Source organism: Paenibacillus sp. FSL P4-0338, from assembly GCF_038002365.1.
Classification (GTDB): Bacteria; Bacillota; Bacilli; order Paenibacillales; family Paenibacillaceae; genus Paenibacillus_AQ.
The window spans coordinates 200,516-213,672 of record NZ_JBBOCG010000002.1; the positions used below are offsets into that span (position 1 = coordinate 200,516).

Consider the following 13,157-nt stretch of genomic DNA (forward strand, 5'->3'; position numbering starts at 1 on the left):
TGGACTCAGAACAGAACCTGCCGGGAGGAGCCTTAAATGATGCAGAAGCCGTTAAGCAAGGAAGAACAGAAATGGGTAGAGGGCACGCTTGAAGCGATGAGCCTCCGTGAGCTGATCGGGCAGACGATGCAAGACCATGCAGGCAGACTGCCGTTCAAAGGAGATGATGAGGCAAGTCTCCGCAAGTATCTGGAGCAGTATCCGGTGGGCAGCTTCTTCATCGGCGGGGAGGTTATTCAGAAGGCTGCGGGTAAAGCAGAGGATTACCGGGACTGGGCGGGAATGCTGCAGGGCATCAGCAGGTTCCCGCTGCTGTTCTCCGGTGATCTGGAATTCGGGGCAGGCTCGGCCGTGAGGAGTCTCACGGCCTTCCCGCCGCTCCTTGCACTTGCCGCCGCCGATGATGAAGCGCTGGCTTATGAATACGGCAAATATACCGCGCTGGAAGGCAGGGCGGCGGGGTTCACCTGGGCGCTGGCCCCGGGCACCGATCTGCTGCTGAACTGGATGAATCCCGTGATTACGACCCGTTGTCTCGGCGATGAGGCCGGACGGGCGGCACGCCTGGCTGCCGCTGTTATGCGGGGCATGCAGGAGCATGGCCTTGCGGCATGCGCCAAGCATTTTCCTGGTGACGGGGTCGATTACAGGGATCAGCATATCATTACTACGGTGAACAGCTTATCTGAAGAGGACTGGTTCTCCACGTACGGGCAGGTGGCTGGAGAGATGATTGATCAGGGTGTGATGTCCTATATGACCGGACATATCGCCCTTCCCTGGATTGAAGATGGGGCAGGCGGTGCCGGATCGAAGCCGATTCCGGCAACCGTCTCTGAACGGATTACAACAGGATTGCTGCGGGAGCGGCTGGGCTTCGATGGAGTGGTGTTGTCAGATGCGCTGGATATGGGCGGGTTCTTATCCTGGGGAGACTATACGCAGCGCATCATAGACTGCTTCAATTGCGGTACGGATGTGCTGCTCTGGCCGGGAGTGCGATACTTCACGGTGATGGAGCAGGCGGTGGAGGATGGACGCGTCAGCCGGGAACGGCTGAAGGCCAGTGTCCGGCGGATTCTGGAGCTGAAGGCGCGGCTTGGCGTGCATGCTGCCCACGCGGGGGGAGAGGATGGCCGGGCGCTGCCGCTGCTGGACGACAAGCTGCTGCCCAGTCTGGACCGGCAGGTCAGACAGTTCAGCCGCGAGCTGGCCGGACGCTGTATTACCCTGGTGCGCAACCGCACCGGCCAGCTGCCGCTGAATCCGCAGAAGGTCCGGCGGGTGCTGGTCATCATGCTGAACAAGGTGACGGAGGGGCGCAGATATGAGCGGATGAATCTGTTCGTGGAGCAGCTGAAGGCCAGGGGGCTTGCGGTCGATATTCTGGATGAATTCGAGCCGCTGACGACGCTGCGGCAATGGGAGCTGTCCGGGGTACGCTGGGATGCGGCCTTCGCCCCTTACTTCCTTCCGCTGCACGGAATGATGAACACTGCCCGTCCGGTGGGCGAAGCAGCCAAAGCCATCTGGGCCATGCAGCATGCGGAGACAGTCCGGCCGATCGGTATTTCGTTCGCTACGCCTTATCTGCTGCAGGACATTCCCTTCTTAAATACCCTGGTGAATGCGTACTCCCTGCATGAAGATACGGTGGAGCTGACGGTTAAAGCGCTGTTCGGAGAGATTCCGTTCCAGGGAAGCTCTCCGGTAAAGGCAGAGATCCAAGAGGGCGATTACGGTTCAGGGAGGCTCTCCAGTAAAGGCAGAGATTCCAGAGGGTGATTACGATTCAGGGAGGCTTCAGACGTCTTGACTATCAAGCGGGAATTAGAGAACAGGCAGGCATTAGAGCAGAAGCTGGAGCGTATCTGGGAATACATGCGCTCCGAACGGCACCAGGGCAATTGGGCCATGGATATAGATCATTGGGACTGGGTGCCCGGCGTGGGTGTAATCTCATTGCTGGAATACGGTACAGTTGCTGGTAAGGGTGAGGTGATCGAATACCTGCTGCACTGGGTGGGCCAGAATAAGCAGCAGGCCGAGGGGATTCGGGTCATTAATTCGCTGGCTCCTTATGCAGTGTTTCCTGAATTGTACCGGCTGACCGGGGACCCTTGGTATCTAAGCACGGCTCAGGAGATTGCCGGATGGATACGGGAGACTGCCCCCCGGACCCGGGAAGGGGCACTGGAGCATACGGTGACAGAGGCGGTGGAATTCCCGGAACAGGTATGGGCCGATACGGTGTATATGGCCGTGTTGTTCCTGGCCCGGCTTGCCGTGCTAACCGGAGACCGGGAGCTTGCCGCCGCCGCTGTGCAGCAGACGCTGCTGCACCTTCGGCTGCTCCAGGACCCGTCGACGGGGCTGCTGTTCCATGGCTGGAACAGCCGGGCAGGCAGCTATATGTCGGCAGCCCGCTGGGCCCGGGCCAATGCCTGGGTGGCACTTGCGGTCCCGGAGATTGTGGCCGGGACCGCAAGCCTGACTGTTATTCCGCAGGAGCTGTACAGCCGCTACCGCAGGCTTGCTTCTGCGCTGCGGCAGGCTCAGGGGGCCAGCGGCTTGTGGCATACGGTGCTCGATCAGCCGGATTATTACGAGGAGACCTCGGCCAGCGCCGGGATTGCCTGCGGCTTCCTGAAGGCGGTGAAGAGCGGACTGCTGGAGGAGGATTATCTGGAGAACGCGAAGGCGGCCCTTGCGGGTATTCTTCCACTTATCCGTGAAGACGGTGAGGTGCAGGGGGTCTCGGGAGGCACCCCGGTCATGCCGTCGATAGCCGCCTATAACACCATCGGGAGATATCCGGCACTGTACGGGCAAGGGCTGGTGATGCAGCTGCTGACAGAGGCATTGAATGCGGGGCATACGAAACAGTATGAAGGGCATCGGGGGCGTCAAGAGCATGAGGAGCGTCAGGAGCGCCAGGGACGACAAGAGGACCAAGGGCGTCAAGAACATTCAGAGCGTCAAGGGGGGCAGCAACGTCAGGAGGATCAGCAACGTCAGGCGCAATCCGAGGGGTTGGGTTCATTAAATGTTGAAGGGGAGGCAGGGGGATGACCGTGAAGGATAACGCAGAAGCGGGGTGTGGAGGGCTGGATCAGCGGCAACGGCTGATCCATAAGATGGCGGGACTGGAATCCCGCTATGATCCGGCGATCTGCATGCTGCGCTCCCCGCTCAGCAGCCCGGGTTATCATACAACGCTGAAGCAGGCGGAGTTCATCCACTCCACCAGAGACTCGCTCAGCTATGCACTTGGACTGCTTGACACGGAGCTGGCCCGTTATGAACAGCGGGCATTCGATATTATCCTGCAGGTTATCTCCTTGCAGGATATGGACCCGGCGCATGATACCTTCGGCATCTGGTCCTGGTTCTATGAAGAGCCGCTGGACCAGATGGCTCCGCCGGACTGGAACTGGGCGGACTTCTGCGGCAGCCGACTGGTGCAGGCCCTTTCACGTCACGGCCACCGCTTCCCGGATGATCTGCGGGAAGCGGCCGTGTTGTCCATAGAGTGTGCCTGCGAAGCCATTATCCGGCGGAATGTCGGACTGGATTATACCAATATTGCGATAATTGGCGCGTTCGTGACCCGAATTGCCGGGGAGAAGCTGGGGCGTAAGGATTATGCGGACTATGGGCTGGAGCGGCTAAGGAGGCTACATGCTCATACCCTGAAGCATGGGGCCTTTCAGGAATACAACAGCCCGGTCTACACCTACATTGCCATTCTGGAGCTGTCGAAGCTTCAGTCCGAATCCTCGGACAGCAGGGTCAAGGCTTGGACCGGCGAGCTGCTTGAACTGACTTGGAGGACCGTGGCCGGGTATTATCATCCCGCCACGGCCCAGTGGTCCGGGCCGCATTCCCGCTGCTACGGGGTGCTGCTGGAGGACCAGAGCAAGGCGTTTCTGCAACTGGCGACTGGAGGAGCCGTGATGTTCTTCCCATGGGAGGAGCTGCCCTACGAAGAGGAATGGTATATGAGCGGCATCCATTGTCCCCCTGCTTATCTGGATCGATTCAAGGTTCCTGATACGAAGGAGGTAAGGCAGCGCTTGGAAGGGGAGGGAGAAGGAAAAGGAAAAGGGGAAGGGCGGGAGCTGGAGGAAGGACGGAGGGGAGAGCAGGGTAAGGATCGGGAACGGGGAGTGGAGCTGGAACTGGAGCTGGGGGAAGGATGGAAGGGGGAGCAGGGTCTGGGTCAGGTGCATAGGCAGAGGCAGGAGTATGGCGGCAAGTGGGCGGTCACTTATATGACTCCGCAGTGGAGCATGGGTTCCTTCACCCACAGTGATCTGTGGAACCAAAGACGGCCGCTGCTGATCTATGCAGATCATTACGGTCAGCCTGCCTATATCCGGCTCCGCTGCCTGCATGACGGCTATGACTACTGCTCCGCACGCTTCCAATCGCTGCAGGAGGCAGGCCATGTGCTGTTCGGGATCGATTTTATAACGGATGGCGGGGATACTCATCCGAATCTGGACCGGACCGGCGGTGTGATTGCGGCCTCGGACCTGCGGCTGCGGCTGGAGGTTGGCGGCGCTCTGGAGGGAGTTACAGCCGGATTAACAGAGAAAGGTGCGTTGATCAGCATCGGAGGGACGGTGTTTAGCCTGACCACCTGGTTCGCGGCATTCAGCGGGCCAGTGGATGCAAGGAACCGCTTGGCATGGGAGGTTCATAAGGCAGACGGCCACATGAATATCGATATGATTCTCTACGCCGGTCCGCGCAGGAGTCTGGATTTCACCTCCATGCAGCAGGCAGCGCTGGTGTTCTCTCTGGAGGTTCGGGAGGAGGGGGAGTTGAGCTTTGCCCCGCTTCTGGAGCCGACGGATGAGGGCGCGTTGCGGGTAAGCGGCGGAGGAGAGCACGGAGGGAGCAGAACGCAGAGAGTTGCAGGAAGGAAGGTGGCGGGAGAGAAGAGGGTCGACGAATGGAATCATGAGAATGAAGCGAATGTTGAGAAGGGAGAGCGGGGTGTAAGAGGCGTGAACAGCATGAATAGCATGAAGGGCGGATTCGTACTTAACCTGCGGCCCGCTCCGGGAGAGCGATGACATCACCGCTAAAAGGCTGAATGTATGCGAAAAACTGAATACAATTGGTGCTGTTGCGATGATGGATGGACGCCATGCTCCGCAGCCCGTAACATCGTAGAGAAATCCTGTAAGAAGTGCAGCAATACTGCCCCATAGAAACGGCTTATGCTGAAATCCTGCACAAAATGCAACAAAGCCAGCGTTAAGTTGTACTAAGCACCGGAATTCCTGCAAATGATGCAATAATGTACCATAGGCAGTAACATTTTTGGAAAAATAATGCAAGATGTGCAACAATGCTATCCATACAAGCGGTCGGTAAGAGAGAATGCTCAGAATGGGCAAGAGATAGGCGGAGCACTGCCATGAAAGGAAGGGACACTTCAGAACGTATGCGAAAACCGGCTACAACACAAGGAGCTGGCCCCCGTAATGCGGGGACCAGCTCCTTTGACATTCAGTGATTTTATTGCGGCAGCTCTATAAAATTATCTCTGAACCGCTCGTAATCGGCGGCCCGGCATTCCAGCTTCAGGCGTGTGCCCTGCTCTTCGTAGCTGACGGACTGCACATCGGCATGTTCGTTGAAGTAGGAGACAATGCTGCCCCGGTCGAACGGGACCAGGATCTCACACTGTACATAGTCGGTGAAGATGCGGCTGCGGATCAGAGTGACCAGCTCGGCGATCCCGCGGTTTTTCTTAGCAGACAGGGTTACAGAATTCTCCTCCACCTGCGGGTAAGGCTCCTCCCTCAGATCGGCCTTGTTGTAGGCGTACAGGGTAGGAATTCCGTCGGCGCCCAGCGCCTTCAGGGTCTCATTCGTTACAGCCATATGCTGCTCATGCTGCGGATCGGCAATATCGACGACATGAATCAGCAGATCCGCTTCTGTTACTTCCTCCAGGGTCGAGCGGAACGCCTTCACCAGATGATGGGGCAGCTGGCTGACGAAGCCTACGGTGTCGGTTAACAGGAAGGTCTTGTGATCGGGCAGCACAATGCTGCGCACCGAGGTCTCAAGCGTCGCGAACAGCATGTCCTTGGCGAGCACCCCTTTGCCCGAACCGGGATGATAGGTCTCCACCAGGGTGTTCATTAAGCTGGACTTGCCGGTGTTGGTGTAGCCGACCAGACAGACCACAGGCACCTCGTTCTTATGCCGCTGCTTACGCTGGATCTGGCGCCTTGCGACCTGCGTCTGCAGCTCTAACTGCAATGCGGAGATCCGCTCTTCAATCCGTCTGCGGTCCAGCTCCAGCTTGGTTTCCCCGGCCCCTCTATTCTTCAGACCGGCCCCGCCGCCCTGTCTGCCGAGAGACTCACGCAGACCGCTCAGGCGGGGCAGCATATATTGCAGCTGTGCGACCTCTACCTGAAGCTGGGCTTCCTTGGTCTTCGCCCGCGAGGCGAAGATATTCAGAATCAGAATGGTCCGGTCAATGACCTGGCGGTCCAGTGATGACTCCAGATTGCGGATCTGGGAGGGAGACAGCTCATCATTGAAAATAACGACCGGTGCATCATGCTGCTCCATCAGCAGCGCCAGCTCCTGGATTTTGCCGGACCCAATGTAATGCGAAGGGTTCACCCGGCTGGATTTCTGGCTAAGCTCAGCCACGACCTCAATCTCGCAGGCGGCTGCCAGATTACGCAGCTCCTCCATGGAATAAGCGAAGTTCGTGTCGTTCTGCAGCTGTACGCCGACGATAACGGCTTTCTGTTGTACGGGTTCCATATATAGATCAACCTCCATAGTGTAATTTGGGCATCAAAAAAGCACAGGCAGTCTGCCTGTGCTAACAGTAGGTGGAGGAACAACAGAATAAAGTCTGGTATAGCCCGCTGCACGGGAGCAGCAGCTATACGGCCATACTTGCCATAGACACCATGAAGATTTAAGCGGCAGGGGCGAAAGGCCCCGGCAGCTTAAAAAGATATAAAGCTAATCCTCCCGGCAAACACAGATTCTGGCAAAGCGGTACATGCACTAGTGGGCACAGTGTACCGGTTCCGGGTATCAGTGTACGGTTTGCGGATTAACAGGTGTATGCTATGGGTTACGTGTTATGGACAGACTTATCCTGAGTCCTCTGCACAAGGCAGAGCTTTCGCGCTATGGGAAAATAATTAGCCGCGCAAAGTGCGAATCCGGATATAGTCTATCACACGCAACCCTCCGTTCTAAAAAGTTACATTGATTTTAGCACAGTCCTTGTCATCTGGCAACAACCCCCAGTAAGCGGGAGTGTGTGTGATTTGACATGTGCCATGGTCTGTCAACCGACTAGAAACTTCCATTTTCATCTGCATATCCTATTGAATACGGCTCTAATCGGAGGGTGATAACTATGCCTATATTAACAACCAATATGTTAACAAAGAACCCTACCCCGGGAGCAGGGCCCATCAGTCAGGCTGTGGTGAAGGTAGTGAACAATGGTGTAGCACAGGGAACGGTCTATTTAACCGGGTTAAATAATGATGTAAGCCCCGCAACGCTGTTCGCGCAGGAGCTGTTTGAGTCGAACTATCGGGAAGTTATGACCAAAACGTATAATATTACGGAGAATTTTTTCCAATTCAACATTGCTTACTCCCAGGAGCAGATCCGGGTCCGGATCTATCTGGTGGACAGCGGCGGGCTCTGGATTCCCGTTTCCCTGCAGCCCATAGCGGTGAGCCGGATTACCTCTGAATTCCGTAACAATATTCCCGTAACCGGCAGCGACACCGCAGCCCTCAGCTTCCGCAGAAGCACCACGATCGCCGTTCCTGAAGCAGTGGCCGCCGAGATCGTTCCAGACGGGCTGGAGATTCTGGCCTCCACCCCCATCCGCTATAAGGTGATAGCCGGGGGGACCGTTAACGGGGCTTTCGTGAATTACCCTACACCGACTACGGCTATCCCTGTCACTGAAACAGCGTTACTGGTGAACTATACCTGTACATCGGTCACCGGCGGACGGGTGCTGACTCAAGGCATCGGCTCCGGCATATCCGGGGCGTACCAGAATGTGGCGGCGAATCTGCTGAATCAGCGGCTCGCTTACGATCTTCAGCTATTGCCGGTCACGCTGGTGGTCAGCTCGCTTGCCGGTGAGGACAATGTGGCGGTTACCTTCAGAATGTCTGAGCAATGGTGAAGACCGCCGGGTGAACGCCCGTTACTGCCACGCTGGCTGACTGGTAACAGACCGATGCCAGACCTGTAGCAGATAAAAGATAGCCGGAACAGGGGGTATCCGCAGCAGCGGGTTATCCTACCCATTCCCGGCGCAGCGTGAACAGATCCTTCAGCGCGTCCGTGGACAGCTCGGTGATCCAGCCCTCGGAGCCGGAGATAACGTCGTCGCTGAGCTGCTGCTTGCTCTCCAGCATCTCGTCAATCTTCTCCTCCAGCGTGCCGAGCGAGATGAACTTGTGCACCTGAACATCCCGGGTCTGGCCCATTCGATAAGCACGGTCCGTGGCCTGATTCTCGACCGCCGGATTCCACCAGCGGTCGAAATGGAACACATGGTTGGCGGCCGTCAGGTTAAGGCCAACCCCGCCCGCTTTGAGCGAGAGGATGAATACATTCGGCTGATCGGACGGCTGTGCTCCGGCAGTTGCACCTGCAGCGGCTTCCCCCGCAGGCAGCGCGGGAGCCTGGAACCGCTCAATCATGCGGTCGCGCGTGTTCTTCGGCGTGCTGCCGTTCAAGTACAGCACCGGTTCCTGAAGCTCCTGTTGAAGTACGGCCTGGAGCATCTTACCCATGCCTACATATTGGGTGAAGATCAGGCAGCGCTCGTTCTCCTCGCGCAGCTCGCGGACCATGGCCAGCAGCCGCTCCAGCTTGGCGGAGCGTTCGATCAAGGAGGTGGTGTCCAGAGCGCTGCCGTCTTCCGGCTCAGGCAGTGCCTCCTTGGTCAGCAGCATCGGATGGTCACAGAGCTGCTTCAGGCTGGTCAAGGCGGCGAGAATGGCCCCCTTGCGTTCGATGCCCTCCAGCTTCTGCATCCGTTCAAGCAGGCTGTTCACGTTCTGGTCGTAGAGAGCGGCCTGCTCGGCTGTCAGGTTGATATAGGTCTTCATCTCATTCTTATCCGGGAGATCAAGCTGGATCGCCGGGTCCTTCTTCTTGCGGCGCAGCATGAACGGCTTGACCAGCCGCTGCAAATCTGCGGTCCGCTCGGCATTGCGTTCCTTCTCAATGGCATTTGCGAACCGGTCCTGGAACCCCTTCGGGCTGCCCAGGTAACCAGGTGTAATGAAATCGTAGATCGACCACAGCTCGGACAGCCTGTTCTCAATCGGCGTTCCGGTCAGGGCGATCCGGTGCAGGGCCGGGAAGCTGCGCACGGCAGCGGACTGCTTCGTTCCGGCATTCTTGATATTCTGTGCTTCATCCAGGCATACGGTTGCCCAGGTGAACTGCTTCAGCAGCTCCTGGTCCAGTGCAGCGGTAGCGTAAGAGGTAAGCACGACATCCGCCTGCGAAGCCGCGCCGTAGAAGTATCCGGCATCCAGCCGTCTGCTTCCGTAATGAAGCATCACGTTCAGGGAAGGCGCGAAGCGCTGCAGCTCCTTCTGCCAGTTGCCCAGCACGGAGGTTGGGCAGATGATCAGCGAAGGCCAGCCGGCCGGTTCGGTCTGCCGCCGGGCCACGGGTGCGCCGGAAGCAGCCGCTTCCTCCTCCTGCTCCTTCAGATGGAGCAGGTAGGAGATCAGCTGCACCGTCTTGCCAAGCCCCATGTCATCGGCCAGGCAAGCGCCCAGCCCGAAGCGGCGGAGGAAGACCAGCCAGGCGAAGCCCTCATGCTGGTAGCTTCGAAGCTCGGCGTGCAGACCGGCCGGCACCTCCGGCTTCGGCCACTGGCTGCGCTGCCCGAGCTGGCCGATCACCTTCACGAGATGCTCGTTCAGCTCGACCTCCAGCCGGACGCGGACCGCTTCTTCCTCGGCACGCTGCGCTTCCGCTTCCTCCGAATCGCCGTCTGCCCCTTCGTTCAGCAGGTGCAGCTGCAGCACATCCTGGAAGGACAAGCCGCGCGACTTGTCCATCCCGGCCATGGCCCGCTGAATCTGCGCCAGCAGCGCAGGGTCCAGCGGAATCCACTTGCCGCGGAACTGGACTAGGCGTTCTCCGCGGGCGACAAGGTCCGCGAACTCTGCCTCGGACAGGTCGGCGTCGCCGATGGAGATGCGCCAGTCGAAATCGACGAGCGCATCTAGGCCGAACAGCGACTGCCCGCGGCTGCCCTCAGCCGTGCCGGAGCTGATCTTCGCGCGCAGGCGCGGCTTCCTGCGGCTGGCGGCTTCCCACCACGCCGGCAGCAGCACCTGCCAGCCAGCCTCCAGCAGCGCCCGGCTGTCGGCTGTGAGGAACCGCCACGCGACCTCGTCGCTTAGCGGCTCTGCCAGCACATCAGCGCCGCGCCCGATGTGCTCCGGAAGGCTGTCACGCAGCCGTGACAGCCACCCGCCCGCGCGCTCGTGGACATGCGCTGTCCACGCTGCGGGCCAAGTGCCATGCGGCTCGCCGTCCCCGGTGAGCCGCAGCGGCACAAGCGCGGACTCGTCGCGCTTGTCCTGGAGGAGCAGCTGGAGCCGCCAGTGCGGCAGCTCATCGTCAGGCTCAAGCAGCTGCAGCACCGGCCGGAACGGCGCGGTGTCTGCCTTCCAGCCGATGGACATCAGCCAGCTGTCCTCGTCCATACCGGCTGCGCTTCTCCCGCCTGCGCTGAACAGCAGCGGGAATTCACTGCGCAGATCACCGGCCTGCGCCTCGGTGCTGTAGTACCGCTGGAAGACCGCCGCCGAGAAGGCGGCCTGCAGCCCTTCGGAGAACCCGCTGCGCTCCTGAAGACGATGCAGCGCGGCCGCATCGTCCCAGTCTGCCTCGGCGGCTTCTGCCAGCACCTGCTCCGTCCAGGCCCAGCGGAGCTGGCCTTCACGGTACGCTGCGAAGCTGGGGGCATACTGCCGGGCCTCCAGCATTCCGGCCAGCAGCGGGGCCAGCCGGGTTAACAGCTGGGCATCGCCCTGCCAGCTCCAGCCGACATGCCGGAGCAGCCGCAGGTCCGCAAAGAACGGCAGGACCTGCTCGGCAGGCAGCACCACCAGCTCGACTTCATCGGCCTTCGAGGTGCTAAGCTCGGTGCCGTAGAAGGATTCCTCATGCCAGGCGAACAGCTTCTGCTTGAGCTGGACACCGGGTATATAATCATCCCGGTCATCCACACCGTAGATCAGCGCATCGCCATACTGGGTAAGGGCGAGCTGGACGGTAATATTGCGCATCTTCATATTCATGGGATCAGTTTTCCTTTCCGCAGCTCCTCCTGAAGGGCGCGCAAGCGGCTGTGTCTATCCGTGAAGCCGTCCAGGAACACTTCCCAGCGCGCTTCGCGTTTCAGTTTTTTGTATAGCTTGGCTAGCCGCTTCAGAAGCTTCACAGCCGCTTTATAGCTGTGCCGGTTCTTGTCCAGCACGAAACGCTCCACCGCCTGATGATAGAACGGCAGGAGCAGCTCCGGCGCATTCTTCTCGATCGGCTGCAGATCGCTCACCCGGAAGTCAGAGGGCTGATGGCCGGAGGAGATCTGCATATCCATCCATTCCTGCCATTTGCCATAGGCGAGCAGCTGGACTTCATAGATCTCGCGTGACAGCGGCAGCATCCCTGACAGCGTCTCCCACATCAGCGGCTCTTCATCGGGCAGGTGACGGACCGCCTCATCCCAGTAGCCCGCATAATCCAGCAGATTGTACATTCGGCTGTTCATCAGCGGACCGAGCGCGGCCAGCCACAGGGTCAGGCGTCTCCACTGACCGGCTTCAGCCAGCGGAGGCAGGAAGCTCATCAGCTCCTCCGGGTGCAGCCCGGGCCGTTCGGCCGCTGTGTTCAGCTTCTCAAGAGCGTCCGCATCCTCATGCAGCAGCGCATGCATCCGGCTCTCAGCCAGCAGCAGGGCATGGCGGGGAGCCGCGGCGCTTAGCTTTTCTCCGGCCTTTTGCAGCTCCGCCAGCTCCTGGGTGTACAGCTCCGGTCCGCTTAGATTCGGGGTAATCCAGTTGATCCACAGCAGGCTGTAACATGCTGAGAAATAAGGCTGTTCTCTGGCGCGGTCGCGCGTTTCGTTCAGCATCTCGGTCCGCAGATAGGCAATCGTATCGTGGACTCTCGTCCACTCCTCAGGGGCTTCCGCCAGCGGCAGACCCCGCTTCATCATGTCTGTGATATGCTTTTGCAGCTCGGAAATCGCAATTGAGGTGTAATAGCCCACGGAATAACCAAGGGACATGGGGTTCGCCGTGAGAGAGGTCCCGCCAGGCCGGAGGATACTCTCCAGCACACAGAGATGAGCGTGTAATTTGAACAGTTGGGCAGCTGCGGGAGGCAGCTTGGGCTGGCCCCCGGTGATGGCGGCGAGCGCCCGGTCCGCATACTGCGGGTTACGCACCGTATGGGCAAGCGGCTCCACCAGCAGCGCCATGTATTCACGCCACTGCTGCACCGTAGCCTCAGGAATCAGGGCGGCCAGCTTCTTCAATTGTTCCCCGCGCCGTCCCGGGACAGCGGACGCCTTAGCCGGATGAAGCTTGGGCTGTTCAATCAGCGCCTTGGCGTTCGCGATGGAATGTACAGGCCGCTCCTGCTCCTCGGCATATTGCATCAGCACAGCCGCCATATGCTTGCACATCCCGGATACGGGGCAATCGCAATGGCTCTCCTGCAGATCGTCCAGGTCAATGGAGACCGCATAATCCTCCCGGCCTTCGACCAGCGACATGATTCTGTGCGGCGTGACCATCCTGAAGACCTGCACGCGCTGCTGCTTATAATATTGAAATCCCCGTTTCAGGGTCAGATCATCGAAAGAATGGGCAACCTCCGAGATGAGCTTATCCCACCCGGCAGCATCCATCATATAGTTTGACTGCATCGCTATCGTTCTCCTGTAGCAGATTGGGTGAATCCGTCGTTCCATTATATCATTATTGTATAGCGTAACCCGCAAAAGTCTGAAATCCTGGCAGGTATGATATGCCCCAAATTGAAAATTTAGGGGAACAGCGGCCGAAGCTGTGATCCTGCACAAA

The 13,157-nt window shown here is 58.9% G+C and carries 7 protein-coding genes; 4 read left to right on the forward strand and 3 right to left on the reverse strand.

Features of this window, described 5'->3' with window-relative positions:
• Positions 1-36 precede the first annotated feature (36 nt).
• From MKZ07_RS24950 to MKZ07_RS24960, 3 genes are read left to right on the forward strand one after another with little or no spacing between them, the layout of a single operon-like run.
• Positions 37-1,785: a glycoside hydrolase family 3 protein gene (locus MKZ07_RS24950; RefSeq protein ID WP_076155671.1), complete on the forward strand. Its 1,749-nt coding sequence runs from the start codon at positions 37-39 to the stop codon at positions 1,783-1,785.
• 27 nt (positions 1,786-1,812) lie between these two features.
• Positions 1,813-3,072, forward strand: coding sequence for a glycoside hydrolase family 88/105 protein (locus MKZ07_RS24955; RefSeq protein ID WP_341028317.1), 1,260 nt, complete (start codon positions 1,813-1,815; stop codon positions 3,070-3,072).
• Positions 3,069-5,084: a hypothetical protein gene (locus MKZ07_RS24960; RefSeq protein WP_341028320.1), complete on the forward strand. Its 2,016-nt coding sequence runs from the start codon at positions 3,069-3,071 to the stop codon at positions 5,082-5,084. Before MKZ07_RS24955 ends, MKZ07_RS24960 begins: the two co-directional genes overlap by 4 nt.
• 448 nt (positions 5,085-5,532) lie before the next feature.
• On the opposite strand, the gene hflX is transcribed toward MKZ07_RS24960, so the two are convergent.
• Positions 5,533-6,804, reverse strand: coding sequence for a GTPase HflX (gene hflX, locus MKZ07_RS24965; protein ID WP_036695520.1), 1,272 nt, complete (start codon positions 6,802-6,804; stop codon positions 5,533-5,535).
• Between the two features lie 613 nt (positions 6,805-7,417).
• Between hflX and MKZ07_RS24970 the strand changes: the two genes are divergently transcribed.
• Positions 7,418-8,212, forward strand: coding sequence for a hypothetical protein (locus MKZ07_RS24970; protein ID WP_036695521.1), 795 nt, complete (start codon positions 7,418-7,420; stop codon positions 8,210-8,212).
• A gap of 112 nt (positions 8,213-8,324) precedes the next feature.
• Here MKZ07_RS24970 and MKZ07_RS24975 read toward each other — a convergent pair whose 3' ends face one another.
• Positions 8,325-11,366: a DEAD/DEAH box helicase gene (locus MKZ07_RS24975; RefSeq protein ID WP_341028324.1), complete on the reverse strand. Its 3,042-nt coding sequence runs from the start codon at positions 11,364-11,366 to the stop codon at positions 8,325-8,327.
• A complete protein-coding gene (locus tag MKZ07_RS24980; RefSeq protein ID WP_341028327.1) occupies positions 11,363-13,000 on the reverse strand; it encodes an SWIM zinc finger family protein in 1,638 nt (545 codons plus the stop codon). Before MKZ07_RS24980 ends, MKZ07_RS24975 begins: the two co-directional genes overlap by 4 nt.
• Between the last annotated feature and the right edge of the window lie 157 nt (positions 13,001-13,157).